This is a genomic window from Variovorax sp. S12S4, from assembly GCF_023195515.1.
In the GTDB taxonomy this organism is placed as follows: Bacteria; Pseudomonadota; Gammaproteobacteria; order Burkholderiales; family Burkholderiaceae_C; genus Variovorax.
In genome coordinates this window covers 3,845,472-3,869,268 of record NZ_JALPKR020000002.1, presented here as the reverse complement: position 1 = coordinate 3,869,268, position 23,797 = coordinate 3,845,472, and the positions used below count along the sequence as shown (strand labels likewise).

Annotated in this window: 33 protein-coding genes, 1 tRNA gene and 2 pseudogenes; 28 read left to right on the top strand and 8 right to left on the bottom strand. The window is 59.0% G+C overall.

Features of this window, described 5'->3' with window-relative positions; all coding sequences use genetic code 11:
• Nucleotides 1-103 precede the first annotated feature (103 nt).
• The 9 genes and pseudogenes from M0765_RS19085 to M0765_RS19050 all read left to right on the top strand — a co-directional run.
• A pseudogene (locus M0765_RS19085) lies at nucleotides 104-418 on the top strand (transposase); the annotation flags it as partial.
• A gap of 127 nt (nucleotides 419-545) precedes the next feature.
• Nucleotides 546-767, top strand: a complete 222-nt coding sequence (locus M0765_RS19080) for a hypothetical protein (RefSeq protein WP_258505391.1) — start codon at nucleotides 546-548, stop codon at nucleotides 765-767.
• Nucleotides 768-968: 201 nt separating this feature from the next.
• Nucleotides 969-1,307, top strand: a complete 339-nt coding sequence (locus tag M0765_RS19075) for a helix-turn-helix transcriptional regulator (RefSeq protein ID WP_258505390.1) — start codon at nucleotides 969-971, stop codon at nucleotides 1,305-1,307.
• 267 nt (nucleotides 1,308-1,574) lie between these two features.
• Nucleotides 1,575-1,850 carry a hypothetical protein gene (locus M0765_RS19070; protein ID WP_258505389.1) on the top strand — a complete coding sequence of 92 codons (276 nt, stop codon included), beginning with the start codon at nucleotides 1,575-1,577 and terminating at the stop codon, nucleotides 1,848-1,850.
• Nucleotides 1,851-1,930: 80 nt separating this feature from the next.
• Nucleotides 1,931-2,353 (top strand): hypothetical protein, encoded by a 423-nt coding sequence (locus M0765_RS19065; RefSeq protein WP_258505388.1) that lies wholly within the window; start codon nucleotides 1,931-1,933, stop codon nucleotides 2,351-2,353.
• Between the two features lie 437 nt (nucleotides 2,354-2,790).
• Nucleotides 2,791-3,243 carry a GNAT family N-acetyltransferase gene (locus M0765_RS29490; RefSeq protein WP_446751601.1) on the top strand — a complete coding sequence of 151 codons (453 nt, stop codon included), beginning with the start codon at nucleotides 2,791-2,793 and terminating at the stop codon, nucleotides 3,241-3,243.
• A 212-nt stretch (nucleotides 3,244-3,455) separates the two neighbouring features.
• The gene (locus M0765_RS19060; protein ID WP_258505387.1) at nucleotides 3,456-4,094 is read left to right on the top strand and encodes a GIY-YIG nuclease family protein; all 639 of its coding nucleotides are present in this window, start codon (nucleotides 3,456-3,458) and stop codon (nucleotides 4,092-4,094) included.
• A gap of 78 nt (nucleotides 4,095-4,172) precedes the next feature.
• Nucleotides 4,173-4,883 carry a hypothetical protein gene (locus M0765_RS19055; RefSeq protein WP_258505386.1) on the top strand — a complete coding sequence of 237 codons (711 nt, stop codon included), beginning with the start codon at nucleotides 4,173-4,175 and terminating at the stop codon, nucleotides 4,881-4,883.
• A 464-nt stretch (nucleotides 4,884-5,347) separates the two neighbouring features.
• On the top strand, nucleotides 5,348-5,728 hold the full coding sequence (locus M0765_RS19050) for a hypothetical protein (protein WP_258505385.1): 381 nt from the start codon (nucleotides 5,348-5,350) through the stop codon (nucleotides 5,726-5,728).
• A 240-nt stretch (nucleotides 5,729-5,968) separates the two neighbouring features.
• Here M0765_RS19050 and M0765_RS19045 read toward each other — a convergent pair.
• Nucleotides 5,969-7,285: pseudogene (locus M0765_RS19045) on the bottom strand (transposase).
• A gap of 415 nt (nucleotides 7,286-7,700) precedes the next feature.
• On the opposite strand from M0765_RS19045, the gene M0765_RS19040 reads away from it, so the two are divergent.
• The 7 genes from M0765_RS19040 to M0765_RS19010 all read left to right on the top strand — a co-directional run bounded on the left by M0765_RS19040 (nucleotide 7,701) and on the right by M0765_RS19010 (nucleotide 10,948).
• Nucleotides 7,701-8,051 (top strand): hypothetical protein, encoded by a 351-nt coding sequence (locus M0765_RS19040; protein WP_258505384.1) that lies wholly within the window; start codon nucleotides 7,701-7,703, stop codon nucleotides 8,049-8,051.
• A 492-nt stretch (nucleotides 8,052-8,543) separates the two neighbouring features.
• Nucleotides 8,544-9,167: a site-specific integrase gene (locus M0765_RS19035; RefSeq protein ID WP_258505383.1), complete on the top strand. Its 624-nt coding sequence runs from the start codon at nucleotides 8,544-8,546 to the stop codon at nucleotides 9,165-9,167.
• An 88-nt stretch (nucleotides 9,168-9,255) separates the two neighbouring features.
• Nucleotides 9,256-9,525 carry an NIF family HAD-type phosphatase gene (locus M0765_RS19030; RefSeq protein WP_258505382.1) on the top strand — a complete coding sequence of 90 codons (270 nt, stop codon included), beginning with the start codon at nucleotides 9,256-9,258 and terminating at the stop codon, nucleotides 9,523-9,525.
• An 11-nt stretch (nucleotides 9,526-9,536) separates the two neighbouring features.
• Nucleotides 9,537-9,680, top strand: coding sequence for a hypothetical protein (locus tag M0765_RS19025; protein ID WP_258505381.1), 144 nt, complete (start codon nucleotides 9,537-9,539; stop codon nucleotides 9,678-9,680).
• Complete coding sequence (locus M0765_RS19020) at nucleotides 9,677-10,123, top strand: hypothetical protein (protein ID WP_258505380.1); 447 nt, start codon at nucleotides 9,677-9,679, stop codon at nucleotides 10,121-10,123. Before M0765_RS19025 ends, M0765_RS19020 begins: the two co-directional genes overlap by 4 nt.
• A 74-nt stretch (nucleotides 10,124-10,197) precedes the next feature.
• Nucleotides 10,198-10,482: a hypothetical protein gene (locus M0765_RS19015; protein WP_258505379.1), complete on the top strand. Its 285-nt coding sequence runs from the start codon at nucleotides 10,198-10,200 to the stop codon at nucleotides 10,480-10,482.
• Nucleotides 10,483-10,534: 52 nt separating this feature from the next.
• On the top strand, nucleotides 10,535-10,948 hold the full coding sequence (locus M0765_RS19010; RefSeq protein WP_258505378.1) for a hypothetical protein: 414 nt from the start codon (nucleotides 10,535-10,537) through the stop codon (nucleotides 10,946-10,948).
• A gap of 896 nt (nucleotides 10,949-11,844) precedes the next feature.
• Here the strand turns inward: M0765_RS19010 and M0765_RS19005 are convergent.
• Entirely contained in the window at nucleotides 11,845-12,216 is a 372-nt protein-coding gene (locus tag M0765_RS19005) for a hypothetical protein (RefSeq protein WP_258505377.1), read from the bottom strand.
• Between the two features lie 123 nt (nucleotides 12,217-12,339).
• Here M0765_RS19005 and M0765_RS19000 point away from each other — a divergent pair, with 123 nt between their 5' ends.
• The 11 genes from M0765_RS19000 (at nucleotide 12,340) to M0765_RS18950 (ending at nucleotide 18,399) form a co-directional block, all read left to right on the top strand.
• Nucleotides 12,340-12,504 (top strand): hypothetical protein, encoded by a 165-nt coding sequence (locus tag M0765_RS19000; protein ID WP_258505375.1) that lies wholly within the window; start codon nucleotides 12,340-12,342, stop codon nucleotides 12,502-12,504.
• 106 nt (nucleotides 12,505-12,610) lie between these two features.
• Nucleotides 12,611-13,153 carry a hypothetical protein gene (locus M0765_RS18995; protein WP_258505374.1) on the top strand — a complete coding sequence of 181 codons (543 nt, stop codon included), beginning with the start codon at nucleotides 12,611-12,613 and terminating at the stop codon, nucleotides 13,151-13,153.
• 174 nt (nucleotides 13,154-13,327) lie between these two features.
• On the top strand, nucleotides 13,328-13,840 hold the full coding sequence (locus M0765_RS18990) for an AAA family ATPase (RefSeq protein ID WP_258505373.1): 513 nt from the start codon (nucleotides 13,328-13,330) through the stop codon (nucleotides 13,838-13,840).
• Nucleotides 13,841-13,972: 132 nt separating this feature from the next.
• On the top strand, nucleotides 13,973-14,542 hold the full coding sequence (locus M0765_RS18985) for a hypothetical protein (RefSeq protein WP_258505372.1): 570 nt from the start codon (nucleotides 13,973-13,975) through the stop codon (nucleotides 14,540-14,542).
• 120 nt (nucleotides 14,543-14,662) lie between these two features.
• Nucleotides 14,663-15,001 (top strand): DUF2185 domain-containing protein, encoded by a 339-nt coding sequence (locus M0765_RS18980; protein ID WP_258505371.1) that lies wholly within the window; start codon nucleotides 14,663-14,665, stop codon nucleotides 14,999-15,001.
• Nucleotides 15,002-15,077: 76 nt separating this feature from the next.
• Nucleotides 15,078-15,557 carry a hypothetical protein gene (locus tag M0765_RS18975; protein ID WP_258505370.1) on the top strand — a complete coding sequence of 160 codons (480 nt, stop codon included), beginning with the start codon at nucleotides 15,078-15,080 and terminating at the stop codon, nucleotides 15,555-15,557.
• Between the two features lie 92 nt (nucleotides 15,558-15,649).
• The gene (locus M0765_RS18970) at nucleotides 15,650-16,381 is read left to right on the top strand and encodes a hypothetical protein (protein ID WP_258505369.1); all 732 of its coding nucleotides are present in this window, start codon (nucleotides 15,650-15,652) and stop codon (nucleotides 16,379-16,381) included.
• A 110-nt stretch (nucleotides 16,382-16,491) separates the two neighbouring features.
• The gene (locus M0765_RS18965) at nucleotides 16,492-16,743 is read left to right on the top strand and encodes a hypothetical protein (RefSeq protein WP_258505368.1); all 252 of its coding nucleotides are present in this window, start codon (nucleotides 16,492-16,494) and stop codon (nucleotides 16,741-16,743) included.
• Nucleotides 16,744-16,844: 101 nt separating this feature from the next.
• Nucleotides 16,845-17,192, top strand: coding sequence for a hypothetical protein (locus M0765_RS18960; protein ID WP_258505367.1), 348 nt, complete (start codon nucleotides 16,845-16,847; stop codon nucleotides 17,190-17,192).
• 69 nt (nucleotides 17,193-17,261) lie between these two features.
• Nucleotides 17,262-17,633, top strand: a complete 372-nt coding sequence (locus M0765_RS18955) for a VOC family protein (protein WP_258505365.1) — start codon at nucleotides 17,262-17,264, stop codon at nucleotides 17,631-17,633.
• 76 nt (nucleotides 17,634-17,709) lie between these two features.
• Nucleotides 17,710-18,399, top strand: coding sequence for a hypothetical protein (locus M0765_RS18950; protein ID WP_258505364.1), 690 nt, complete (start codon nucleotides 17,710-17,712; stop codon nucleotides 18,397-18,399).
• A 135-nt stretch (nucleotides 18,400-18,534) separates the two neighbouring features.
• Here the strand turns inward: M0765_RS18950 and M0765_RS18945 are convergent, their stop codons facing one another.
• The 3 genes from M0765_RS18945 to M0765_RS18935 form a co-directional block, all read right to left on the bottom strand.
• Nucleotides 18,535-19,014, bottom strand: a complete 480-nt coding sequence (locus M0765_RS18945) for a shikimate kinase (RefSeq protein ID WP_258505363.1) — start codon at nucleotides 19,012-19,014, stop codon at nucleotides 18,535-18,537.
• 142 nt (nucleotides 19,015-19,156) lie between these two features.
• Nucleotides 19,157-19,873 (bottom strand): hypothetical protein, encoded by a 717-nt coding sequence (locus tag M0765_RS18940; RefSeq protein WP_258505362.1) that lies wholly within the window; start codon nucleotides 19,871-19,873, stop codon nucleotides 19,157-19,159.
• A gap of 148 nt (nucleotides 19,874-20,021) precedes the next feature.
• Complete coding sequence (locus tag M0765_RS18935) at nucleotides 20,022-20,336, bottom strand: hypothetical protein (RefSeq protein WP_258505361.1); 315 nt, start codon at nucleotides 20,334-20,336, stop codon at nucleotides 20,022-20,024.
• A 949-nt stretch (nucleotides 20,337-21,285) separates the two neighbouring features.
• Between M0765_RS18935 and M0765_RS18930 the strand changes: the two genes are divergently transcribed.
• Complete coding sequence (locus tag M0765_RS18930) at nucleotides 21,286-21,909, top strand: tyrosine-type recombinase/integrase (protein WP_258505360.1); 624 nt, start codon at nucleotides 21,286-21,288, stop codon at nucleotides 21,907-21,909.
• A 350-nt stretch (nucleotides 21,910-22,259) separates the two neighbouring features.
• Here the strand turns inward: M0765_RS18930 and M0765_RS29260 are convergent, their stop codons facing one another.
• The 3 genes from M0765_RS29260 to M0765_RS18920 form a co-directional block, all read right to left on the bottom strand.
• A complete protein-coding gene (locus tag M0765_RS29260) occupies nucleotides 22,260-22,793 on the bottom strand; it encodes a tyrosine-type recombinase/integrase (RefSeq protein ID WP_342456021.1) in 534 nt (177 codons plus the stop codon).
• On the bottom strand, nucleotides 22,700-23,509 hold the full coding sequence (locus tag M0765_RS29255; protein WP_342456020.1) for a tyrosine-type recombinase/integrase: 810 nt from the start codon (nucleotides 23,507-23,509) through the stop codon (nucleotides 22,700-22,702). The genes M0765_RS29260 and M0765_RS29255 overlap by 94 nt, the downstream gene beginning before the upstream one ends.
• Before the next feature lie 190 nt (nucleotides 23,510-23,699).
• A tRNA-Pro gene (locus M0765_RS18920) sits at nucleotides 23,700-23,776 on the bottom strand.
• Between the last annotated feature and the right edge of the window lie 21 nt (nucleotides 23,777-23,797).

Here is a 23,797-nt window from a genome sequence, read left to right as displayed (position 1 = left end):
GAGAAGATCGGACGACGGCTATGGGCCGAGGCCGTGTGAAAACCCTTTCTCAAACGCCGGTCCAAAAATAAAATGAGACCACCCGTTTCCAGCGAGGTGGCCCATGAAGCGATTCATCGAAGGCGCAGACCGACATCAGGTCACGTTGTTGCCGGAATGCCTTGACGACTACGTCGGCGAAGACAACCCGGTGCGCATCGTCGATGCGTTCGTCAACGAACTGAATCTAAGTGTTCTCGGCTTCGAAGGCGCCGACCCTGCAATAACTGGCCGCCCTAGGTATCACCCGTCTGTTCTGCTCAAGCTCTACATCTATGGTTACCTCAATCGCATCCAGTCGAGTCGCCGACTGGAGCGCGAAGCCCAACGCAACGTCGAACTCATGTGGCTTACCGGCCGCCTGACTCCCGACTTCAAGATCGGCCATTCAGGTGGGGTTGAATGCCCGGGTTCTGGAGCTGAACATCTACCCTATCGCCGCGGAAGACGGAGCGCGTCGTGTGAAGGCACAGATTCCGCACTCGGAACCCTCGGACCATGATCAGGTGGTCGAAGAGTACATGCACAGCGGCATGCAGGTGCAGATCTTTCGAGATAGTGGGCACAGATCCCCGCCAACCTACTACGGCGTCGTCTTGAACCCGAACGTGAAGAATCCCACCGGAGCACTTATCGAGGCGAAGTCCTATGCCGAACTGAAGCAAGCGGCCGCAGCGCGAGCCGAGCGCAAGGCGTTTCTGCTGCAAAGGAAGAAAGGAGATCGTTGAAGGGCACCAGCCAATACGTCCGCTGTGGCCAGCGACCGTGAACGTTTGCCATGCGCTGAACGCCCTCCTCAACTTCCACTTGCCCGCTCCGGTACGCCTCGCATTGCTACAGCGAGTTGGCCTCAGCAGACATGCCCGGCAATCTATGGACGTCCCGCAACGGCGCTGAACGCACTGCGGAAGAACCGAAAGGCAATGCCCATGCGAAGCCAAACCAACCATGAATTGAGTGCGTGCACCGCCGCCGAGCCGACCGCTCAACGAGCCATGCTGGCGGTTCGTCTGCTGCAGGACGCACTCACGCTTCTTTGCTCCGATTCAACGATGCCGCTGGCGCAAACGATCAAGTGCGCCCCCGACAGGCTTCTGAGATTGCCTGAAGTCGAGCACCTCACCGGCCTGCGCAGATCAGCCATCTACGAACAAATGCGCAGGGGCTTCTTTCCGCAGTCGGTGAAAGCCGGACAGCGCACCGCAGCATGGCCAGAGAGCGCCGTGCAATCGTGGATCACGGAGCGCATGAACGGTCGCAGGACTTGATTCGATAGGCCGGACTTGGCAAGCCATCGGGACAGCGCATCCTTCATGCCAGCGGGCAGGGGCCATCTCGGTGGTTGTTCCCCCTCGGAGGGAACTGGCGTCCCGACCCGTTGCTGCCGCTCACACCGTCCAGCTGAACGGCAGCTGTGCAGCGGAAGCGGACTATCGTCGCTCAGCGCTAGACTTCCGCCTTCGGCCAGAAGCAGTCACCCAGCCGCAAGGCAGAATTCGCCCAGAAGCAGCCATTGGCATCGCACGCTAGAGAACATGAACCCAACCGCTCCTTTGGCGCTTTCGGCGCTCCCAGACCCGACGGACCGACAGGCGGTGTTCGCGTTCGCAATGACGTTCAACGGGTATGAGCACTTCGGGTCGAGCGAAGCGGCGTTTGCCGCGGCCCGTGAGCGCCGGCGGTCTTCGTTGGTTGATGTTCGCAATGAGCTCTTCCTCGCCGCCCGAGCCTCGCGACATGGAGACAACGACGACTACCTTGAGCGCTATCGGGAACTGCTGCCTGTCTTCCAGCGCCTACTCGCTGCGTAGAGGGTGAGGCCCGCACACAGTGGAAAGCTGAATACGGCCAAGAGCGGAAGTTCGAATTGCCGCGAATTTAAGGATCAGCAATGATGGGAATTTTCAAGAAAAAGCTCCCCAAAGCTGCCGCTCAAGACGCCGCTAGTCGAGTTGAGGAGGAGCCGTGGGACAGCCACATCGAAGGTCTAGATGGCTGGTTTCAGGAGTCGAACGAACACGATGTAGCGGCGCGACCGCTCCTGAAGATTGGTGGCACATATACGATCTACACTGGTCGATTGACCTCCGCCGAGCTGGCGATACTTGACCGAATACTTCTCGAATTGCCGGGGAGGCAAGTAGGCTCAATGAACTACTTCGGTGACCCGAACGAGGGCGCAGGCCTCGAGGCCTCTTTCGAGCCTTCTGGCATACAGATCTTTGGTGAAGTCTTCGAGCATCAATGGAGCGCTTGGGATTCCGCTTTCCGCGATGCGGTTGAGCGCGCGAAACTGCCGCGCTTTCCGGCATAGGTGGCGCGCGTCCGCTTCAGAGCAGTCGTAGGATGACTTCGGGCCCAAAGCTCCAAGGCTGCGACAGGCTACAGTCGGCCAGAAGCAGACCTACGTCGAAAGGGGGAACCAGTGCTGCAAATCTCAGAGCATCAAGCGTACGTAGCGATGCTTGCGTTTCTTGATGCGCAATATCGCTCTGGAGTCGAGGAACTTGGCGCCCTCGTGGGCTCGATGTCATTGCTAGCAGATGGCCTCCCGGCAGACACTGGTATCACGCAGGAATGGCGAGCGGCATTGGAAATTGCTCTCACTTCACGATGACAGTCCGCGGCCAGAATTCGACCTTGAGCATTGATGCTAGGAATGCCCCCGAATCGCATGGCACCGGATTTAAATTTTCCACTTGAAGATGGGATCGCCCATCTACGCCCCATCCGGGATACAGATCTCCCTCGCTGGCTAAGCTACTTGCGAACAGACGCGGTGCGCCGGGGATCAGCTGGCGCCCTCAGGGCACAGAGGAACTTTGCGAGTTCGTTAATTCAACAAACCTGCATAGAAGAGGGCCCCAAGTCAGATTCGCGATTGCGCGCACAGCCGACGACACGATAGTTGGATCAGTTGGTTTTCACTCGATCTCCATGACCCATCGAAGCGCCGAGGTGGCGTACGACCTCCACCCAGACGAATGGGGCCGGGGACTTGCCACGGCTGCGTGCCGTTCAGTCGTCGGATGGGCGATGACGCAGGGGCTCACTCGAATTCAAGCAACAGTGCTGAGCGGTAACCAACCTTCCCTGCGTGTACTCGAGCGTTCAGGGTTTGAGTTTGAAGGTCACTTGAGAAAGTACCGATGGGTTGAGGGTATCGCCCACGATGCCTTGATGTACAGCTATGTGCAGACCTAAAGCGACTCCGGACGCCGCATATAGATCGGTTGCGAGCGGCTGATTGGGGCCGCCTCCGGCTGCGTCTGAATGACAGGGTGCGGCGACAAGCGGACCTTTGTTCTCTGACACCTCTATCCCCGGCCCGCATTCTTGGTTCGCCATACCTCGTCAGAGGAGCCGCCTGGTGTTGTCGCACAATGCTCAGCGTTACCAATAGAGAGGCGATAGAAATGGCGGAAGAAGAACAGACAACCCTCCGGCAGAAGGTGCTGGCCGTGTTGACGCAACGCGGTGAAGCATTGAGCTATCGCGACCTTACGGACGTGCTGTGGTCTGCATACCCACAGTACAAGGCCTACTTCATAGGGCACTATTCAGGCAACGAGAAGAAGGCGCGTCAAGAGTTGCGGATTCAGCTAGGAAACTTGGTCAAGAGCAGCCCGGGAGTGTTTACAGCGACTAAGACGGAAGGCGTTGTCCTCGTCGGCTTGGCCGCCACGGAAGCTGACAGCGCCGAGGAGTTCGACGACGAGGCGGAGGACGTTGAAGCCAGGGCCGCTCCTGCGGTCTACTGGTACACGTTCCCCGCATACAAGCGAGATGACGGTCCCTATCCCATCAAAATCGGTCGTGGCAATAACCCCCTCATTCGAATCTCCCACCAGGTGACGGCGATGCCAGAACCCCCTGAACTGCTGGGAACATATGAGCACTCCGATGTTGTAAGCCTCGAACGCGCTCTCCACGCTGTTCTAAACCTGCGGGGCAAGCGCAAGAGGGATGCGCCGGGAGCTGAGTGGTTCATCACGACTCCTTCGGAGGTTAAGACTTTGATTGAGTTGGTGCTGGGCTCGTCGATTGCTGACTGACATCTGTCGGTCAGAACCTGTCGTTCGCCCGTCCTGCAGAATCCGGCAGAAGCAGACGTTCCACGCGACGGCATAGTAGTGCTTGAAGAATATTTTTCCCTGCAGCTGATTTTTGCCGAGCGCTATGCGGCGGTTGCGGATTTGCCTTTGGGCGCGTCGATCGCACACTGCACAAACCTGCGGCGGCGTCTGAATCTTTGGGGACCTGCAGGCGCGAACCGCTGGAACGACTTCGTCACTCGGATCGACCACTCGACCAATGGAAGGCGCGATGCGCTTTCCTTATGCATGGAGTGGTACGAGGATCGTCCACGCCTCGCCACGGGGCTGTCGTTCGGCTGCTTCTCCTTCGATCCGCCCGACGCCCGCGGCGTGCTCTGCATTCACTTCGTCCCTCCAGAGAAGACAACCACAAGTCCTCTGGCCTCCGCGAACATCGGTGCCAGAGTGCAGGAGCTGTGCGAACTGTTCTCCCATGTTCTCCGCACAGAGCGCGGCGTTGTGTCGGTTCGCGGCACCTCCTGGCTCTACAACCTCGATGCTTACAGGAGGCTGTTCCCGAGCTCCTATGCGATGTCGGTTCAACCAATCGACGTGCCGCTGCATCTGAACGGCAGTTCAACCTGGGGCCAAGTTTTGAACTGGCGTCAGGAGGTAAAGCCGGACATGCGTGACGCGCTCCTAGCCCGCTTGACCACGATGAGAACAGAAGCACCTTGGGAAGCCTTTCCGCTACAGGCGCTGACCGCCACTAGTGACGTCGCCGAGTTTTATGAGCGCTTTACCTGACCTTCACCTGCTGTTGGCAACGAGAGGCTGGCCCCTCGCGCGAGGGGCAGAATTCGGCCAACAGCCGTCGTTCAGAACAACATCAATATGCGAACCGCGATCAAAGAACTTCTGGCACTCAGGCCGCTGCCAGCGAGCGATAGAGCATCAGTTGGGCAGTTGCAAAGGTTTGAAGCTGCGTTGGAGGCTATCACCCGTCCCCTTGCTCAAGACGAGGCAACGGAGCTCGCAAAGCTGTTTGGCCCCGATGACTGCTTCGGATTGGCTTGGTCCCTTCTGCATCTCATCGAAACGGCTCCCGATCTCAGTTCGGTCCTCACGCAGGCTGATGAGACTAACTATTGGATTGGATTCATCTGGGAGCGGCTCGCTCGGAGTAGCTAAGGCTGCTTGAGAAAGGTCACAATCCGGCCAGAACCGGACACTCCGAGACTGGCTAAGAAACGCAATTTACCGTAGCACCAATGACAGACCCAACTGACATATTCCGAGCGATCTTCGATTCGATTTCGCATCTTTTGGAGCCCGACTGGGATGCACTTTGCATCGAGTACCGTGTGGATGAGACGCGTAGCTCCTTTGTGGGTAGCTACGTGACCCGCGCGCCGGCCGGCCTCGAGGAGGTCAGCATAGCTATGCCGGATGGCCTTGATGAAGTGTTTAGGGAACTTCGACAGAATCTTTTAGGCGGCAATCGCCAGCGTTTTTCGGGCTGCAAATTTCAAATATCGCGAGATGGCGCGTTCGACGCGAAGTATTCCTATGACGACATAGATTGGGATCAGCTACTCATTCCAACCTGGAACTTTCCTAACGCCGTCATCAAACGCGTTGCCGCTTATTAGTTTGATCGTCAGGCTGAGACGAAAGACTCTATGGCAGCGAGCGCCCGAGATCGATCTTCAATGACCGCTCTGGAGCTCCATGTACGGCCGCTCTGGGCCCGAAGCTCCAAGGTCGCGACCGGCTACAGTCGGCCGATTGTGTTGAAAAACTCGCCTTGAATCTTGCCTGCGCTGGCGATCACACAGAATTCTTGATCGAGTTGACGATGCGAGAGCACGTGGCAAGCCTGCAAGCTCACCTCACGCAGTCTTCATTGCCGCAACTGCTTCAGATGGCATCAACCACTTCGCCGTTCGCCTGAGGTTCTGGGCTGTGGCAGCCATCAAGAACTCGTCCCGCGCACCACTGAGCCCGCGAAGCCGGAGGCGATCCAGCTTCATGATGCGCTTGAGATGGGCGAACAGCATCTCCACCTTTTTGCGCTCCCTGCGCGATTGGCTGTACTGCGGTGTCTTCGCGATGGATCGCGCCACCTCACGGGCACCCTCATGGATGCTGCGGGCGATCTTCCGGAACGGCGTGCTCGGGCAGCAGCGATCCTTCATTTCACAGTCGACGCAGTCTGCCTGGCTCGCCCGATAGATCACGGTGTCGGCCTTGGTGATGCGGGTGCGCGGCGTCGTGAACTGCCGCCGGTCGTTGCGCAACGCACGGCCTTCAGGGCAAACATATTCATTGCGCTCGGGTTGCCACTGGAACTCGCCGATCGACAGACTCCCGTCCTTGCGAACCGTCCTGTCCCACACAGGCACGTGAGGTTCGATCTGTTTGTCTTCGACCATCCAGCCCAGCAGTGGGGCGGTGCCATAGGCGGTGTCACCGACGAGTCCCCGTGGCCTGATGTCGAAGCGCTTCTCGACACGCTCAATCATCGTCCGGGTGGAGTCGACCTCCGGCGTGCGGTGCGCCGGCGTGGCCTCCACGTCCATGATGATTCCCGCCGACAGATCGATAAGGGAGTTGGTTGAGTAGGCGTAGAACGCCGGACCACCTGGTGCTGCGGTCGAGAGCGTCCAAGTACTCGCGCACCGCGCGTTTGCACTGGGTGCCCTGGCGCCATTGGGCGACGTCGGAAGCTGGAACGTTGCGCGCGCGGTTGGCGTCGGCCTTGATGATGCTGGCATCGACGGCGAATCCTTCGCCTTGAACCAGGCCTTCGGTCATGCAACGGCGCAGCACTGTCTCGAAGACGAAGCGCAACGCGTCGCTCTGGCGGAAGCGGTCGTGGCGGTTCTTGGAGAAGGTCGAGTGATCGGGCACTCTGTCCTCCAGGCCGAGGCGACAGAACCAACGATAGGCCAGATTGAGATGGACTTCCTCGCACAGCCGGCGCTCAGAGCGGATGCCCAGGCAGTAGCCGATGACCAGCATGCGGATCATGAGTTCGGGATCGATCGAGGGCCGGCCAGTGCGGCTGTAGAACGCAGCCAGATGTTGGCGCAATTCGCTGAGATCGAGGAAACGGTCAACGCCCCGCGCAGGTGATCGTGTGGGACGTGGTCTTCGAGGTTGAATGCGTAGAACAACTGGTCTTGAACAATGCTCCGACCCATCATGATGCGTACCTCCATCGATGATGAAGGGCATGCAAACTGCGAGCCAGTTCCTAGAATTCAGCGGAGTTTTTCAACACAATCGGCCACAACCAGACGTTCGCCAAGACCTCCGAAATGCTTGATGCTCTCGTTTCACCATTGTCTTGTCTTGGCGCCGTTGCCGGGTTGCTACTCGCGATGATCGTCCATTGGGTCGCGCCCACCGACATTGACACAGTTCAGGCCGGCGCATGGTTGGTGGGCATCGGCTGGGTCGTCGGCTTGGCGTGGGACCTTATAGGCGGCGGAAGCTCCAAGTAGCGTGCTCGAACTCGGCACCCCGTTTCGGCATCGGCTGGAAAGGCAGAATGCGGGCAGAGCCGGACGTTCGGGCGGACGTGCAGTTCTGTCCCCTCATAGAAAGGATCGAGGAACAGTGGCCACCACCATGTATTGCTGGCGATGCAAGATCGATCTCCCGATTCTCACGGAAGAGGAATATGAACTGGTCTTCCCTAAGAGCTTCATAGAGCAGATACGGGAATATCGCGAGAAAACCGGCGTTGGCTTACCTCAGGCACAGGCCGACGTTGGAGAGAAAGCGCTAGCAATTTATGAGCGCATCACGGGCTTCAAGGAGACCAATCCTCTTGCTCTTTACCATCATCGACTGAGCCTCTATGGGCCACCTTGCTCTGAATGCGGGAAGCCGCTTCGCACTCCCGACGCGAACTACTGCGCCGCTTGCAGCGCGCCGCGCGTCCGCTCCGACGCTGCGCGAGTGTGAGGCCAGCTGCCGGCCAGGACCGGACACATGGCAGGACTTCTATTCTTCGCCTATCGGCTGCGCGTGCACCCCGCATTCCGTAAGCCTTTGAAGTAGGCGCTCTACCGCCTCAGTCGGTTCGCACTCGAATTCCCCTGGCGCCACCGTTAGGTCTCGGGAATCTCTTCCTTTGAAGAGCTGCACGGAGCGCTCTCTGCCGCTCCAAGATTTCACCTCGACCAAACCTTGATCCTCCAACAAAGGAATGTGGATGCAGTCATGAAATAGTTCGCTCCGCACTCCCGCAGCCGCTAGAGCCGCAGAGAAATCATCGAGGCCGTCATCTTGAATCATGGCGGAATTAGACCCTAAGGAGCCATGCAGGAGAAGCGGGGGCACGTTCGAGACGCTTCTCTCCAATGACTGCTTTCGCGAGCCTTCGAATTCCGCTTCGCCTCCCATGCGCCTCCGCTGGCGCAAAGTTTCGATCCCTAAACTGCATAGGAGATCGACATGGACGCTCTCACCGTCTCAGCACCACGGCCCCCGTGGAACAAAGACAAACTCGTGGGACAGAAGCGGCCTTTCAAGCTCAAGGAAATTTGGGCGATCCGCACTCGACTCCAGTTGTCCCGTCGTACGCGAGACCTTGCACTTTTCAATCTCGGAATCGACAGCAAGCTCAGGGCATGCGACCTGGTGAAGCTGCGGGTCCGCGATGTTGCCAACGGCGATCGGACGGCCGCACGGGCGAACGTGGTTCAGCAAAAGACCGGGCGACCGGTCCAATTTGAGCTCACCGATCCGACGCGGGAGGCCGTGTCCAGCTGGATCAATCTGGCCCACCTTCGCTCCGAGGACTTCCTGTTCCCGAGCCGGGTGCATTCGTCGCCGCATCTCGGGACCAGGCAGTACGCCCGAATTGTTGATGGCTGGGTGGAGGAGATCGGACTGGACTCGGCCGAGTACGGCACGCACTCAATGCGCCGGACCAAGGCGTCGTTGGTCTATCGCCGAACGAAGAATCTCCGCGCGGTGCAGCTCCTGCTCGGCCACACCAAGCTCGAGAGTACTGTGCGTTACCTCGGCATCGAGGTCGAGGACGCACTGGAAATGGCCGAGCAGACGGAAGCCTGACGGGTTGTTGGCGTCCTGATCGAGGGGCGCCAGTCGAAGGCAAAATGCAGCCAAGACCGGACCTTCGCGGCCAATCAAACGTCCATTCATGAACAGCTACGTCCTTGCTCTCGACCTCGAAGGCACCTTGATCTCAAACGCGATGAGCCAGATACCGCGGCCGGGCTTGGCTGAGTTCCTGGATCGTTGCGCTGAACTCTTTCCCCGCATCGTCATGTTCACCACTGTCAAGGAAGAGCGATTCAGAAACATCGCGCGCTTATTGGTGGAAGAGAGAATCGCGCCCTCCTGGTTTGCGGAGATGGAGTACATCACGTGGCACGGTGCGACGAAAGACCTCCAGTTTGTCCCGGCGTAAGTCCGCACCAAGTGTTGCTGGTCGACGATTTTGAAAAGTACGTCCATCCCGGCCAGGAAGCACAGTGGCTGGAAATTGAACACTTCGATCATCCCTACAGTTCAGCGGATACCGGCCTCGCCAAGATGCTCGCCACATTGGCGACGCGTATTTGATCGATGATCGAGGTGCACCGGTGCGGCAAGAATCGGCCGAGACCGAGCGTTCGACACCGGCATCAATTCGCATGGATCCTATGGCTACAAAGAACGACCTTTTTGAGGACATGGCAAGGGCACTGGAGGCGTGGTCGACAGCTGCGTCGGAAGCCCTCACCGACCCTCAATCCGACCTTGTTTGGGTAGAAGACGAGAAGCCGTATCGCGAGATTCAACACGCTCTTGTCGCCGCTGGGGTGCCAAGAGAAACTCTGGCGAAGGTCCTTTCGGAGTGCTTTCGTGGTCTCGGGCATTCATTCCTGGTTGCATTGGATGGCGGCACGGCTCTTGCCGAGAAGGGGCGCCTCTACGTGGTTGATGAACACGGCAGCAGAGTAGGCGAAGGCCTTCACGATGATTTCGTGGGATATCTCATGGACACCGGACGGCTGCCCAAATAGGACCCCCGCTTGCGCCAAATCCGGCCGTCATCGTACTGCCAGTTCCAGCGTCGCTGACTTTTTGAAGGAATGTCATGAAGCGTGCAAGCGCCTACGCAGTACTTGCAACTGAGCTAGAGGCGTTCCGCCTGCTGCCATGGCACGTCCTTGAGATGCATGTCCGCGCCGTTCCAACTTCAAAAACTGTTGACGTGGAAGGCGAAGAACTTCAGCTCGAGGTCCGGGTTTCAATCGAGGAGACGCGCCAGCAAACATTGAAGATAACTGCTGTTGCCTTCGGCCCGAGCCACTTGCAAATGGAGCGTCTTGAGGAGAGCGTAATGGTCGCGAAGCACGAAACGATCCACGCACCTCAGTAAACTTCTGAAGGCGGCCACAACCGGATCTTCCCACTCAGCCTCCAGTAGAACCATGCAACGACACACTCTGTATGCGTACGTAGACGGCTCAGACCTAGATGACGTCGTCGCGCCCATCGAGGAAGCGCTCGTGGCGCTTGCCGCAGCGCCAGGCTGGGTCGCATCGAGGCCGACCGTGGTGAACCAGAAGAGAACCGCGATCGGCGGCTACCCTGACGATTTGCCTGACTGGGAGCTTGGCATCAACTTGGTCCTGCCCGACCCAGGCGACGAGCCCGAAGGTTGGTTCGGCGACGTTGCGCGCATCACCGAGCATCTCGCAAAACTGCACTCTGCTTTGGGCCGCGAGTTCGTCATCGGCATTACCGATAACGTCACGGGCGTGGCAGAGGACCTCTTCTTTGTCGAATCGGACCCGCCTGACCTAGTTGGGCTGCGTAGCGTCGTCGGCGTTCGCGGCGACTAGCATCAGTGGCTTGCGGCCAGAAGCGGAAACTGAAAATCACATGTCCAGTCAGCGAGGGTTCCCAGTTCACATCCTGCTGTGCGTCGCTCCATGGCTCGTGCCGCTCTGCCTTTGGATCATTCCTCATCCCCTTGCCGGCCACCTTGAGCCAGTCGACCTCCGCAGGATCAAATTGGCGGCGATATGGTCGCTGTGTGTTGTATTTCCTGGCCTCGCGTGGTCCCTGATCGACTGGGCAACGACTCGACGTTTAATCTCCGCTGCGGCGGCCGCTGTCGCGACAGGCTACCTTGTCTGGTATCCCTGGGACGGTCTCGCGTTCGTCCTGGAGCTGTAGGGTTTGGATTTCCGACGGCTCGATGCGGAGGTGTATGAACAGCCGCTTCGGGCCGTTTCGCGACGGCAACGCGACCGGCTACAGTCGGCCAAAGCAGCCCTACGATCAACACATGCAGTTAAACGGAAAACTGAGCCGCATCGTTCGCAACGGATACGAACGCACTCTCGAAGTCGTGGTCGACGGTGGAGCCGTTTATTGGATTGGAGCCATCGAGTCCCAAGAGAACAATCGAGAAGTTGAGCGTTTCGTGGAAGGAAGCGGATTCTGCTCTCAGATCAAGATCCAGTTTGTCAACGAGATACGTCCGCAAGTTTCTCCAGTGAGGCCCTCGTTTGTGCAACCGACGGCTTTGTCGCCCCGCTGCACGATCGCAAACACGGTCCTTGACAGCCCTGACGCCTACAGCTTTCACTGCCTAATCTCAGAAAGGCGGACCGGCGATTCGTGTGGAAACGGAAAAGAGCCACTCCTTGCAAATAGGGGAGGCCATTGAGTTCACCGGGGAACTCGCTGTACTCGAAATTGATGGCTGAGCGGCGTCTGCTTTGGGCGGGGCCTATGACGGCTTTTTGCCCGTTGCATCAGTCGCTGTAACGGCTACAGTCGGCCAGAACCAGCCATTCATCATGTCCGTCCAATTCCGAATCAGTGCGTCCGAAGCCATGCCGCTGCGCGGAGGCCGTTCGTCTTTGTCGGCGACGTTGGACTCGCCGTACTTCGTCTTGGCGAACGCTGTCTCATCGTTGCCAATGCCTAGGCTGAAACCCCATTGCGAGGCGGCCCGCTTGCGCGTCGAACTGACGTTGCCGGACGGTTCAATTACCCAGCACTTCGCGTCCGTGGCCCTTGTCAGCCCCATACACGCGCCGGGCGTGATTGCATTTGCCGGGCTGTCAAACACCGACGTGCCGGTGGGTACAAGGGTCAAACTGTTGCGTTTCGAGGCCCAGCCTCGATAGCGCCAGACTGACAGAGTTCGGCCAAAAGCGGAAGTTGGCACAGACGTTCCATTCCAAGACAATCATTTGCTACACATCAATCAGGGCCGACCTTGAAAATCATCCATTGCTTTTCGATAGCCTGTGTCGTCGTCGCGCTCGGCCTGTTCGCTGCCGGCGTATCCGGGGTCGCCGTCTTTATGCTCGGTTTGTCGACCGTCATTGAGCTCGTTGGCTCAGCAGTTGTTGGGAAACAGACGAACGACTCTGAACGGTGAACTGCGGCACGCGGCCACAACCAGCCATTCGCCGCGCCGTAAGCGTCCGGGCAATCCGCCTTGACAGCCCATCGATTGCACCTCGGTAGACTGGGGAGCAATGATCATGCGGGCAACCTTCATCACTGCTGAGGACGTTAGCGACTGGCAAGATGTTGATCGCTTTGTATTAGGCGGCCTTTCCGGCTCGACGGCATCTGCCGTTGCGGCTGTCGGGATCAGCCTAGGGGCAGAGGCTAAATGGCGAGTTGATTTACTCGCAGGCGTTGGGTATTCCTGCTTTCAGGATGTGCGCTGCGTTGGCGAACTGATTTACATCGGCTATGGCGAGCAAGTTGCCGTGTTCTCTCCCAGGACAGGCGACTTGGCGTCGCACTCGCTCGATGGCTACTTTGGCCACCTACTCACTTCGAGTGATCTTGAGTCATCGGAACTTGGTTCCTCGGTATTGGTTGCGTCGGCCTCAGAATTGTTGCGCTTCGACGGAACTGGTCAGCTCCTGTGGAGGAAGTCCGAACTTGGGGTCGATGGTGTCATTGTTCAGAGAGTTCGAGATGGTCAGATTTTTGGCAATGCCGAGTGGGACCCGCCGGGCGGGTGGAAGCCCTTTCGACTGCATCTAGATTCCGGTGAGGCATGCCGGAGCTGAGGCTCCGCCGCTTTGTCGCTCTAGCAGCTCGACAAGCGACTTCTCTCCCGAGTGCAAAGCGAGATCGGACGATATTTCGCCCGAAGCTCTGAGCCAGCGACCGGCTACAGTCGGCCAAAGGCGGACTTTCGTCATTGCCACTCAGGTTCAATAGGCCGCATCACGGAGAACCCGATGCTGATTGTTCTCGGCGGGCTACCGGGCACCGGAAAAACCGCCATAGCGCGCGAGCTTGTTGGCCGTTCGCCCTCTGTCTATCTACGCATCGACTCCATTGAGCAAGCGCTCATAAAGGTGAGCGTTCTCGAGGAGGTTGGCCCAGCAGGCTACATCGTTGCCTACGAGCTTGCGAGGTCCAATCTCGCGCTTGGCATGACAGTAGTTGTCGATTGCGTCAATCCGCTCTCGATCACTCGCGAAGCGTGGCGGGCTGTGGCAACCAGCACATCCTCCGGCTTGCTCGAGGTTGAAATCATGTGCTCTGACCCAACCGAACACCGCAGGCGTGTGGAGAGCCGCAAAGCTGACATCCCGGAGCACACTCTGCCAACCTGGGAGGCGGTCCTTCGCCATGAATACGAGGCCTGGACCACACCCCGCCTGGTCATTGATTCGGCGCTCGTCAGCGCGAGCGAGGCTGCCAACTTGATTCTGGAGCGATTGCGAAGCCTGGCCGCAGGCGAGTGAGCAAGGGCAGAATGCGGCCAGGAGCGGACCTTCGTCGCTGCCTCACAACGAAGCGATCCAGAGCGTGTGCGCACTGACCATCGGGCGGTCAACAATCTCCCAAGACCAGACATTCGACGCAACCACCTCCAGATGAACGCTCAAGGGCAGATTTCTTCACCGCAAGTCGAGAAGGACTTCCGCGCATTCCTTAAGGCGCAGCGGCTGCTGCTCAAGACCTTGAATCTGGCTGGCGCACTGGCTGCGACGACGCAGTTTCGCGCTACGGCCGTCGCGTACCCGGTGCTTGAGCCCGGCGGTGATGGCCTTGCATTCGATGCGCATCTGGGGACGATGGATCGCGGTGCCAGATTTGAGATAGCGATCAATCGCCTGTTGCGCTTGCCTCCCGAAGACGAAGAGGCGTATCGATGGCCGGCGATCCGACTGTGGCTCCGGTTGCAGTACAAGATGGATCTGACCGTCATTCAATACCTCTCGCGCCATTCCACGTATGGGGTGGGTCAGTCGTTTGTCACGTGGTCGCCGAGTGATCAGGGCGAGTTCGTACAGCAGGTGCAGGGATGCGATGCGTTCGTGACCTTTCGCGACATCGCGCCGACTGAGGTTCGGCTTTCAGCGGATGCTTGGGAGTACAGGCGTCACAACCCCGCCCCCGACCCGACTATGGAGCCTTGGTGGGGCGTCTTCGACGTTGTGTGATGCGGCGCCTGTAGGTCCGCTTCCGGGAGAGCGTCACCGTCCGCCCTAGGCTCAAAGCCCGGGGCCGCGACCGGCTACAGTCGGCCATGAGCAGACCTTCGGCATGAGGACACGAAGAAGATGAATGCGAGCACAGCGAAGAACTTCAGGATCAAAAGTGAAGACCTCAAGCCGCTTGTGGAGTCGGTCGGCTGGTGCGTGGCGACGGACCGAATCATGGTCGACGGGCTCCCCATCGGATACATGCACCGGGAGACGCCTGTCGCGGGTGGCGACAGCGGCTGGCGCTTCTTCGCCGGCGACGAAGACGAGGCGTACATGGCGAGGGATGGCAACCACGGGGTTTACGACCTGAACACGGTTGCCAACTACGACCCAGCGGTGATCCCTCATCTGGGGGCTGCGCCGGGCAGCCGTTTTGACAAGGCTGACGACGGTGCCTACATCCCCTTCGATTAGCGCAACATTCGGCCAGTAGCGGTCATCGGCTGTCCTGGGCACCTCGGCTGACGGACGGCTTGTCTCCCAAAATTCTTTGGTTCAAAACGTGGTACTAACAAACTACTTCGACACGGATGACGGCTCGCTTCCTCAGATCGAAGTCATCTTTGACAGCGCATCATCAATCCCAGTGGCGTTTGGACATCTGTACGAGCGCGGCGCCAAGAACGTAACGCACGGTGGCGGCTGTCTCCGGATTTCGGAGACGCAATTGGAGAAGCCGTTTACCGGTCCAGGTGACGCAAGCTTGGTGGCGTCAGGCATCGCAGCGCCATTTCACGTCGTCCTTGCAGACATCGTTGGGCTCAAGTGCCCAATTCCTTTGCTCGGGATCTTTGTTCTTGCCGACCGGCTCATCATTGATTACCGGATGGGAGCGGAATGGGCAAACGCGCAGGTCGAATCATTGCTCCATTTGCTGCGCGAGCTTCAGCGCCTCGGCGGCAGGGTGGAGGCTCCTTGGTGGGGCGAGGACGGCACGCGGGATTTAACCGCGGCTCTAGATGCAATTTGACGGCCATCGGCCAAAAGCAGACTTTCGCCACGTTGGCCTAGATGGCAGCTGGCGAACGACATAATCGCTGCAAGCACGCCCGCCGAATTCCCATGAAATTCAATGATCTTGCCCGCAAGGCCGCCAAGGGATCCGGCCCACCGTCCTACGGTGGCACGGTTCATCCGGAAGACTTGATTCGGTTCTCAGTTGCTTACGGCGCGGACGGTGCTGATGAGATTGAGCGGCTCTGCAAGCAGCATGGATGGCACCAGGACGGCGTGCTGGCAGACGGAAAAAGAGTAACGCCGCTCGCGCGGTGGGCTGCAGTCTGCGTCGGCTACGGCCGCGGCGGCATCGCTTCACTGAAGCATTTGCTCGCCGATCGAGCGCTCGCAACATTTGCCATTGCGGTTTTAAGTGAAGTTCACGCTGAATCTAGCGTAACGGTGTTGTTGGACTACTGCATGTCGACCACCGCTCTATCGGACGATCCAGATGATCCGTTCTGGCGAGCGCTGGGCGCGTTGAGCGGATTGACGAGCTTCGATGACGGGTTGGTGCCGCCGCAAGAACAACAGAAAAAACTGCAAGAGCTCGTGATCAGAACATTCTCCGCCTCCGGGACGGCATATCAGCAGACGCTTTGCCTGTGCGCGTTGAGAGGGGCGCCCATCGAAGCTTCATTGGAGTGGGCAGAAGCCCAGACGGTGACCGATCCTGGTGCGATGCGCGCAAGATCTGCCGCGATAAAGTCCCTCCGGCGACGCCGTTCCGACGCCTACAAGCCGCCTAGTGCTGAGGAGAAACGTCAAATCCGCAGGCAGCGAGCGCTCGATGTCTAGTGCGCTAGCTGCGTCCTTGCTCTCGATCTCGAGGCGACTTCGAGTCCGTTAAGGCAGAGCCCGCACTCGGCCAGATCGGACCTTCGCAAGCACTCAGGGTGCACCAACTGATGAACAACTTTCCTGCGTTTGGGTTTCTGCTGGCCTTCGCGGCCGTGGCACTGTCGCTCGGCGCACTGGTCCTCATTGGCTGCTTGGTCGTAGCGGCGATGTATCCTCGCGGCCATCCGTCCGCAGATCGATTGCGAACGTTCGCCGCGCGCCTGCCTCGCCTTGTCGCCCGTAGCGTCATGCTTTTCGACGGGCTGGCTTTCATATTCATCTTGGCCATGTTCGCGGTTCTGACATTCGTCTTTTCCTGACCTCGCCAGCAAGGACAGAATGCGGCCAGGACCGGACATTCTGGCGGACGTCCAGTTTTGTCTTCCAGAAGCATGTGCCTCATACAAAGGAGCGAGGAAGAGTGGCTACCACTATGTATTGCTGGCGATGCAAGATCGATCTCCCGATTCTCACGGAGGAGGAATATGAACTGGTCTTCCCTAAGAGTTTCATAGAGCAGATACGGGAATATCGCGAGAAAACAGGGGTCGACTTACGTCAGGCACAGACGGACGTCGGAGAGCAAGCGCTAGCAACTTATGAGCGCATCACCGGCTTCAAAGAGACCAATCCTCTTGCTCTTTACCACCATCGCCTGAGCCTCTATGGGCCGCCGTGTTCTGAATGCGGGAAGCCGCTTCGCACTCCCGCCGCGAACTACTGCGCCACTTGCAGCGCGCCGCGCGTCGGTTCCGACGCTGGGCATTGACCTTGGCGACCAGCCGACCTCTGAAGCAGAATCCTGCGGGTAGTCATTCGATCCTCCGTCATATTCGTCATGCTCAAACAACCTCGGTTCGTGATCGCAGTGCGCGACCTGGCCCGGTCCGCCGATTTCTACCGCGACGTCCTGGGGTTCTCGATCGAGTGGAAGGAAGTGTCCGGCTGGCGTCTGTTCAGACGCGACGCCTGCACCATCATGGCGGGAGAGTGCCCGGACACACCTGCCGCGCGGGAACTGGGCGAGCATTCATATATGGCCTACGTTGAGGTCGACGATGTCACTGGCTTGCACAAGGATCTGGCTGCGCGGGGTGTTCAGATGGTCAAGGCTCTTCGTACAGAGCCCTGGGGCATGCGAGAGTTTGGAATCGAGACCATTGACGGTCACCGCATGATGTTTGGAGAGGATGTTTCTGGCCCTGACTGAGCCGAGGAAGCACCGGCGGTTGCCGGCCAGAACCGGCCGTTCACGGTGCCCCTCCACAACTTCAGAACACTCGGGGATGATGAAGGTTCAACCGTTGACGCGACGACGACTTGCTACCTACATGGCTCTTGCGAGTACCGGCCTGTCGAGCCATTTACTTAAGGCTGCCGAACAGAGCCACCCTGTCGCTGAGACCAGAAACGCAATGCAGCTTCAAATCGATCACGTCATGTTTCCGGTGTATTTCAACAATGCATTCTTGGACATTGTTGAGAAGACCTGGAAAGGCAAAGCAATCGGAAGAGTTTTTGCCCAACCTCAGAACGCCGCCTTCAAGGCGGTGTACCTCCAGGGCAAGAGCTTCTACGTCGAGCATCTATCGACAGTTGAGTCCGAACCGTATTGGTCCAACACCCTGTATATCGTCGTACCGAAGGAATTTTGGTCGTATTACGCAGCGCCGGCTCTTCGCTCGGAACACTTCCTCATGCCTCGCTTCGGATGCGGCTATTCGCTCGTGAGTCCGGAGTTTCCTCATCTGCACTCAAGTCTTCCTGAGCAAAGCAATGACGGTCTTTCCATCCTGATTTCCTCCGCGCTCGAAGCCGAGTTGAAGACGCTCGCCGGGAGAACGTGGAGTTTGCCGCCTCACGTGCGGGTGCACAACGGGCTGCATCACGCGCACGACATGGTTGTGGTCGATGGCAATTCGAAAGTCATTGCGCCGTTGTACCAAGCCAACCCACTCTTACGGGAATACCTCTAAGCCGCATCGACGGTCAGCTTTGGAGAAAACTGTACAGCCGGTATGGGCCCACTGCTGACCTTCAGCCTGCCGGGGAGCGGACGCTCGGTGTGACCTCCCGCTGAGCCGACGCCTCATTGTCCCAAATAGCCGCGACTAGTGAGGAGTTGGCAGGAGTGGCAAACCCAATGTTTCGGCAATCGCGCGCGCGGCCTCCGCAGGGCCGAGAGCGGAGGTATCAATGACTACTTCCGCTTTCGGCATCAACCGCTCGGACGCTTCAAACTGCGTGCGCAATTCACGCAGAAGGTCCACCGACTGAAGCTTTCCAAAAGCAGCCCGGCTCGGTGCCGTAAGACGTTCCTCTTGTACGGCTGCAGGAACGGTCAGTTGAACAAAATGGGTACTGCCACCGGCGGCCCTCACGCTCTCCACCACCCGCCTGTCGAAGCCTTCGACGACCGTCGGCTCTGGCGCAAACGTGAAGATGAGAGAGCGCTTAGCCATTGCCGCCTCGCGCAACATGTCGAGCCACATTTTTTCGCGCAGCCTCACAAACTGCTCGGTTCCGAAAGGGAACACCGCTGCCACGGCATCAACCACCAAGTGGTTGTGGAAGACGGCGTAGCCGGTCATGCGCCCGAGCTCCTTCGCAATGGTCAGCTTTCCAGAAGCGACGGGGCCATGGACAAAAACAAGTTTCATGCTGCTGAAAATGGTTAGAAAGCCAGCCACTCGAAAGTCGGGTTCTGGCCGCATTCTGTCCTTGCTGGCGAGGTCAGGAGAAGACGAATGTCAGAACCGCGAACATGGCCAAGATGAATATGAAAGCCAGCCCGTCGAAAAGCATGATGCTACGGGCGACGAGGCGAGGCAGGCGCGCGGCGAACGTTCGCAATCGGTCTGCGGACGGATGGCCGCGAGGATACATCGCCGCTACGACCAAGCAGCCAATGAGGACCAGTGCGCCGAGCGACAGTGCCACGGCCGCGAAGGCCAGCAGAAACCCAAACGCAGGAAAGTTGTTCATCAGTTGGTGCACCCTGAGTGCTTGCGAAGGTCCGGTTTTGGCCGACTGCAGGCATGTTACTGAAACTCGATGGCAAGCCGGAACGGATGGTTCTGATTCGGGGAAGGCTGGTCTCGGTGAGCTCGAAAGTGCACGGAAAACTGCGTATATCCATAGGCGCCGGAGCCGTCCTTGCGGGTCAAACGCCAGCCGGACGATGTAGTCGCAGCAGGCCCTCTGCGCTTCAAGGCCGACATCAATCTCGCTCAACGACCAATCACCGCGGTCTTTCATGAAGGAGTCGGCTACGGCGACCGCCTTGGCCTGAATCTCGTTCAAGGCGGCAACGACAGCTTTGGCCTGCGCGACTGCGTTTTCGTCGGGGGAATCGTCTCCTCCACGTACATAGAGACCGACGCCATTTCCGCTTTCGCCAAACCACTCAGCCGAATGATGTGACTTCTTCAGGGCTGAGTAGTCAAACACTTGTTCTCCCTTCAATCAGCGGTCGAAGCTCAACGACCGGTCATGGCCGACTGTAGCCGGACAGGCTGTCGGTGCAAAGAGCCCAAGCTGCCGGTCAGAAATGCCGGAAGCGGACGTTCATTGCACCCTCCAACGGCGTCGGCGCGATCTAGACGTAGGTTGCGCGGACTCCAGGTTCAGCACTTCGAGCGCGTTCTGAGAACCCCGCATAGAAGAACGGAATGTTGTCGCCCACATCGCCGGACAAGCGACCTCGGACTTTGTCGAACGACATCATTGCCACATGGAATTCGGGTTCGCCAACAACCAAGACTGGTTGCGTGCCCTTCTCATACCAACTCCACTTGCCGCCGAATTCTCGAAAGCCCACTTCAAGGATGTAGCAGCCCAGGAGTTCTACTAACGCCTCGCGCGCCTGGGACTTTAGCGATTGATGTGCTGCTTCCGCGAGGATTTCCTCCACCGCTTGAAGACTTGCGGGGAGTAATCTAACCTTCCTCCAGCGCGCCTTTGCAGTTGCTCAACTGCTGACGCGGCGTTGATCTGAACTTGATTTGTCATAGGTTTGTAGCCAGAGATGGGCTGGGCTGACGGGTCTAAAGATGTCTGCTCCTGGCCGAGAATTGACTATCGCCATCTTGCAGATGCAAGAGCTGCTTTGAATCGCCCAAAGGCTTCAAACGCGTCGCCGTCACCAGCAACCATGATGAGACTGAAATCGCTTTGCGGTGAAACGACTGCGTAGTTCAAGACATAGCCCGGAATGTTGTTGGAGTCGCTTTGCATTGCGCTCGAGATATGGACATCGCCCGCGGACGATACAGTGGTTCTCAAGGGCCAGAGCGATCGCCCGAACTCTCGTTCGAGGTCACGAGACTCTCGCGTCGTCTGTCCAACAATTTTTCGGACCTCGTCATGCGCCTCTTCCGCAGTTCGATTGCGCCGATTAGGCACCGTGACTATTCGGACGCGCTCACCCGCAGGGCCCCTGTAGATTGCCGGGCTGGTGCCCTCAACATGGGAGAACCCGTCTGGCCAAGACATGATGAATCGGCCAAATGTCAGCTCTTCGGCCGGGACTCGCCCACACAGGAAGAGGACGAGTAGGAAGGTGGCGATTCGGGTCATCCAATTGGGCATCTGGTTTACGGTGGACTGCAGCAGCGAACTTCCGCTACTGGCCAATTGTGACTACCCCCATGGTCAGTGCGCACGCGCTCCCGATGGCTTCGTTGTGAGGCAGCGACGAAGGTCTGCTCCTGGCCGATTGTGCCCCTTGCCGTAGGCCAAACATGGCCGCGAAAGCTGATGTCTATCCCGGAAATAGCAGGCGCTGCTTGGGCGCTGCATCCAGGACAGCTGCAGTCCGGCCAGCGCATGCTGAGGCTCCCTCAACTCGATGGGAGACCATCATGGGATCAGTAAACACTGCAACCTGCAAAGTGCCCTGGAACAAGGGCAAGATCGTCGGCCAGAAGGCACCTTTCAAACTCAAGGACATTTGGGCGCTGCGGGTACGGCTGCAATTAGAGGGCCGTGTGCGCGAGCTGGCTCTCTTCAACTTGGGCCTGGACAGCAAGCTGCGCGGCTGCGATCTTGTCAGCCTGAAGGTCAGGGACGTCTGCCACGGAGAGCAGGTTGCACCACGGGCGACGGTGATGCAGCACAAGACCCAGCGTCCGGTGCAGTTTGAGCTCACGCCTGGAACCCGAGAGGCTGTGCATGCGTGGATCCAGCGCATCGGCCTGCGATCGGACGACTTCCTGTTCCCGAGCCGAATGCACGGCTCGCCGCACCTCGGCACCCGGCAGTACGCCCTCATTCTGGGTGGCTGGGTCAGAGAGCTTGGACTAGATCCTGCCCACTACGGAACTCACTCCATGCGGCGGACGAAGGCTACGCTGATCTACCGGCGGACGAGAAACCTTCGTGCGGTGCAGTTGCTGCTCGGCGATTCGAAGCTCGAGTCGACCGTCAGATATCTGGGCATCGAGGTGGATGACGCCCTGGAGATCTCGGAGCAGACAGAAATCTGAGCGAGCGTCGATTGAGCAGCGCAGATCCGTCCTCCTTGCTGCGGTGGTAAGGCGGATCAATGCGCTGCCGGATGACTCGATTGCGGCGCACAGCAGACAATCAGCGGGTCACGCCGACTGACCGCAACCAGTCTTGACCGGCCGCAGGCCGACACCAAATGAGGGGACCGTTCATGGCTGGGACTTCCCGCTCGCTACAGCGCCAGTAAGCTGATGGTTGCTCCCTGGATCGGATTGACGAAGGGCAACTCCCCGCAGCGGTGATGCGCGACGCCCCGGCAAAGTACGGTCGGCGACGACGCTCTACCAGCAGTTCGGGTAGGCCGCTCTAAGACCGAAGTGGGCCGTTCTCATCCCGCCACTTTCAACTCAACTGGTGAAGAACTCGCCCTGGTAGCCAGCACATCCAGATAGTCCGCCCACCGCTGAAGCATGACGATGCGCTGCTTGAGGTACTGCGTACGGTTGTAGGCGCGACCATTGGCGTCCTTGACTGCATGCGCCAACTGGGCCTCGATCACCAAGGGGTCGACCTCCAGTACTTCCGCCAGCAGGGTCCGGGCTGTCGCCCGAAAGCCATGAACCGTCTGCACGGTCGGGCCGTACCCCAGGGTCAGAAGCGCTGCACGCAGAGTGTTGTCCGAGATCGGCCGCTCATGACTACGCTCGCCCGGGAAGACCAGCATGCTGTGGCCAGTAATGGGATGCAGCTTGCGCAGCAACTCCACAGCCTGCCTGGGCAGAGACACCAAGTGCGGATCACCATGTTGCTTGCCTTCGATGCGCCGCTTCATCCGCGCAGCGGGCACCGTCCAGAGCGCCCCGTCGAGATCGATTTCGGCCCAGGCCGCCGCTCGCAGTTCGTTCGGGCGCTGAAAAAGCATGGGCGCCAGTTGAAGCGCCGTACGCACGATGGGACCGCCCTGGTATCCCCGAATGACGCGTACCAGCGTCCCCAATTGGGCCGGATCCGTGATTGCCGCGAAGTGGCGCTTCTTGTGGGGCGTGAGGGCCCCTTGAGATCCGCCGTGATATCGCGCGGCGCCCGCGCTGTCGCCACCGCGTAGCGCCACACTGCGCGTGCCGTCATCAGCACACGGCCGGCCACGTCGAGAGCGCCACGCTCCTCGACGCGGCGCAGGGCCGCCAGCAACTCGATAGCTTCGATCTCGCTGATGCGACGAGCAGCGAAGTACGGAAACAGGTCCTTTTCCAGATTGCGTTTCTCGCGTGTCGCATAGTGACCGCTCCAGCGCCCATGGTGCTTGTCGAACCACTCGAGCGCCGTCTCTCGAAAGGTGTCGCCGGTGTTTACGGCCGCCTTGAGCTTGATGACCTGCCTCGCCTGGATGGGGTTGATGCCGGCCGCTTTCTGCACCTTGGCCGCATCACGCGCCTTGCGCGCCGCCGCCAGGCTCACATCGGGATAGGAGCCCAGGGCGAATTTCTTCTCGACGCCCTCGATCCTGAACTTCCAGAACCATCTGCGAGAACCCGACGCTGAGACTTCCAGATACAGGCCACCGGCGTCGGTATAGCGGGCCTGCTTTCGGTCAGGCGGACAGGAGGCGTTGCGGCATGCGGCATCGGTCAACGGCATGGGGTACATCCGGGGGTGGGGGTACAAAACCGCCATCCCGGGGATTCAGGAGGTCTGTACCCCCTTCTGTACCCCCACTTGGGGCTGGCAGTCACCGGATTTCAGTGTATGCCTCCGAACACGATTTGCCCAGTTCCCCAATGACAAAGGGCGTCCGGAGGATGATTCCGGACGCCCTTGGACGTTTTGTTGGTCGGTGTGAAAGGATTCGAACCTTCGACCCCTTGCACCCCATGCAAGTGCGCTACCAGGCTGCGCCACACACCGAAGCTCTCGATTATAACCGGC

Excerpts from the sequence above, each read along its gene's own strand:
- M0765_RS18945 (WP_258505363.1), bottom strand. The coding sequence starts at position 19,014 with ATGACCGGCTACGCCGTCTTCCACAACCACTTGGTGGTTGATGCCGTG.
- M0765_RS19035 (WP_258505383.1), top strand. The coding sequence starts at position 8,544 with ATGGACGCTCTCACCGTCTCAGCACCACGGCCCCCGTGGAACAAAGAC.
- M0765_RS18980 (WP_258505371.1), top strand. The coding sequence starts at position 14,663 with ATGAATGCGAGCACAGCGAAGAACTTCAGGATCAAAAGTGAAGACCTC.
- M0765_RS19075 (WP_258505390.1), top strand. The coding sequence starts at position 969 with ATGCGAAGCCAAACCAACCATGAATTGAGTGCGTGCACCGCCGCCGAG.
- M0765_RS19010 (WP_258505378.1), top strand. The coding sequence starts at position 10,535 with ATGCAACGACACACTCTGTATGCGTACGTAGACGGCTCAGACCTAGAT.
- M0765_RS29260 (WP_342456021.1), bottom strand. The coding sequence starts at position 22,793 with ATGCTTTTTCAGCGCCCGAACGAACTGCGAGCGGCGGCCTGGGCCGAA.
- M0765_RS19060 (WP_258505387.1), top strand. The coding sequence starts at position 3,456 with ATGGCGGAAGAAGAACAGACAACCCTCCGGCAGAAGGTGCTGGCCGTG.
- M0765_RS19070 (WP_258505389.1), top strand. The coding sequence starts at position 1,575 with ATGAACCCAACCGCTCCTTTGGCGCTTTCGGCGCTCCCAGACCCGACG.
- M0765_RS18990 (WP_258505373.1), top strand. The coding sequence starts at position 13,328 with ATGCTGATTGTTCTCGGCGGGCTACCGGGCACCGGAAAAACCGCCATA.
- M0765_RS19015 (WP_258505379.1), top strand. The coding sequence starts at position 10,198 with ATGAAGCGTGCAAGCGCCTACGCAGTACTTGCAACTGAGCTAGAGGCG.
- M0765_RS19065 (WP_258505388.1), top strand. The coding sequence starts at position 1,931 with ATGATGGGAATTTTCAAGAAAAAGCTCCCCAAAGCTGCCGCTCAAGAC.
- M0765_RS18930 (WP_258505360.1), top strand. The coding sequence starts at position 21,286 with ATGGGATCAGTAAACACTGCAACCTGCAAAGTGCCCTGGAACAAGGGC.
- M0765_RS18955 (WP_258505365.1), top strand. The coding sequence starts at position 17,262 with ATGCTCAAACAACCTCGGTTCGTGATCGCAGTGCGCGACCTGGCCCGG.
- M0765_RS18950 (WP_258505364.1), top strand. The coding sequence starts at position 17,710 with ATGATGAAGGTTCAACCGTTGACGCGACGACGACTTGCTACCTACATG.
- M0765_RS18970 (WP_258505369.1), top strand. The coding sequence starts at position 15,650 with ATGAAATTCAATGATCTTGCCCGCAAGGCCGCCAAGGGATCCGGCCCA.
- M0765_RS19050 (WP_258505385.1), top strand. The coding sequence starts at position 5,348 with ATGACAGACCCAACTGACATATTCCGAGCGATCTTCGATTCGATTTCG.
- M0765_RS29255 (WP_342456020.1), bottom strand. The coding sequence starts at position 23,509 with ATGCCGTTGACCGATGCCGCATGCCGCAACGCCTCCTGTCCGCCTGAC.
- M0765_RS18995 (WP_258505374.1), top strand. The coding sequence starts at position 12,611 with ATGCGGGCAACCTTCATCACTGCTGAGGACGTTAGCGACTGGCAAGAT.
- M0765_RS18965 (WP_258505368.1), top strand. The coding sequence starts at position 16,492 with ATGAACAACTTTCCTGCGTTTGGGTTTCTGCTGGCCTTCGCGGCCGTG.
- M0765_RS19030 (WP_258505382.1), top strand. The coding sequence starts at position 9,256 with ATGAACAGCTACGTCCTTGCTCTCGACCTCGAAGGCACCTTGATCTCA.
- M0765_RS18985 (WP_258505372.1), top strand. The coding sequence starts at position 13,973 with ATGAACGCTCAAGGGCAGATTTCTTCACCGCAAGTCGAGAAGGACTTC.